The 1,197-nt window shown below is 34.9% G+C and carries 1 protein-coding gene; it reads left to right on the forward strand.

The window, feature by feature from the left end:
- Positions 1 to 319 (forward strand): hypothetical protein (locus tag WMO65_RS26200; RefSeq protein ID WP_349064874.1); only part of this gene is annotated, 319 nt, incomplete at its 5' end.
- Positions 320 to 1,197: the final 878 nt, after the last annotated feature.

Here is a 1,197-nt window from a genome sequence, read left to right on the forward strand (position 1 = left end):
TGCGAAAGGGTATCTTATGTCCCCTGCAGTTGATCTGGCAAGTTATGTGCTGATATTGCTCGGTGTCTGTGTGACTGCGGGCTGTGCCATAAAACAGCGCTGCAGTGAAATGACTGCAGATATGCTGCTGAATATATGGAACGTGTTTTTAATCATATGGATGACATTCGCCGTTTTTAAGGACTGGGAGAAAAATGGGATCATGAATGGTTCTCTGCGCGGGATGATTATAATGGCGGCCCGAATCTTTTGGGTTGTTGGTATTGAGATTGCATACAAACATAAAATGAAAAAATCCGGCACCGGAGGTGCAGAGTAAAGAAGATAAAAACAGGAATTTCGGTAAGAGAAAGACGATCAGAATCAATTGTCACTCTGGCAATTAGGAGTCAAAAAAACATAGAGGCGAACAGAAATGAATTTTTATTTAGTATTGTTAGTTATTTTTATCATAATACATGTAGCCATATATCTGCAAATTGCAAGAAATTATTCTAACGCTAAATTATATGATCTTTTTTTCATATTTATAATATTTCTATACATAATCCTTATGTTTTATGCAGTGATATGTACACGGGATTTTATTTAAGGTTATGGAGCATTCAGAAAGAGGTGTAAGTAATGTCCGAAACTATAATAAGCTATTTTATAACAGTTTTATTGATCCTGACAGCTTTTGTTTTTATATCTGTCACTGTAAAGACGGCGAAAGCAGCGGAACGCAGTGATAACCGGATACTGTTTAAAATATGAACTGCATTCAGTGTACTGAACCTGTTTTTGATATGGCGATCATAATATATTTGGCGTATCAGTTCTTTATGCCGGATAAGTCAAATGAGATACTGCCGATCATGGTGTGGATAATAGTGCTCTGTCCTATCTTCTAACCGGATACGAGCGTATAAGAGACATATTTATAGCATCTGTAATCCTATTATTATATATTTTTATTCTTTTTTATCTGCTTATGGGCTCTATCACCTTTGGGGACAGACCAACTTTTAAATCAGATATTTGAGATAGTGATCAAGATAAAAACAGGAATAGCAGACAGTAGAAAGGAAAGGGTATGAATAATAAGTTAGATAATATATTGTCAATCATGGTATGGTTGATATATATAGTTTTAATAATTAAGCTGCAATACTATTTAGTTGACGGATTTAGTCGTAAAAGGGACATGTTTATATT

Origin of the sequence: Blautia caccae (assembly GCF_040095955.1) — a bacterium.
In the GTDB taxonomy this organism is placed as follows: domain Bacteria; phylum Bacillota; class Clostridia; order Lachnospirales; family Lachnospiraceae; genus Blautia; species Blautia celeris.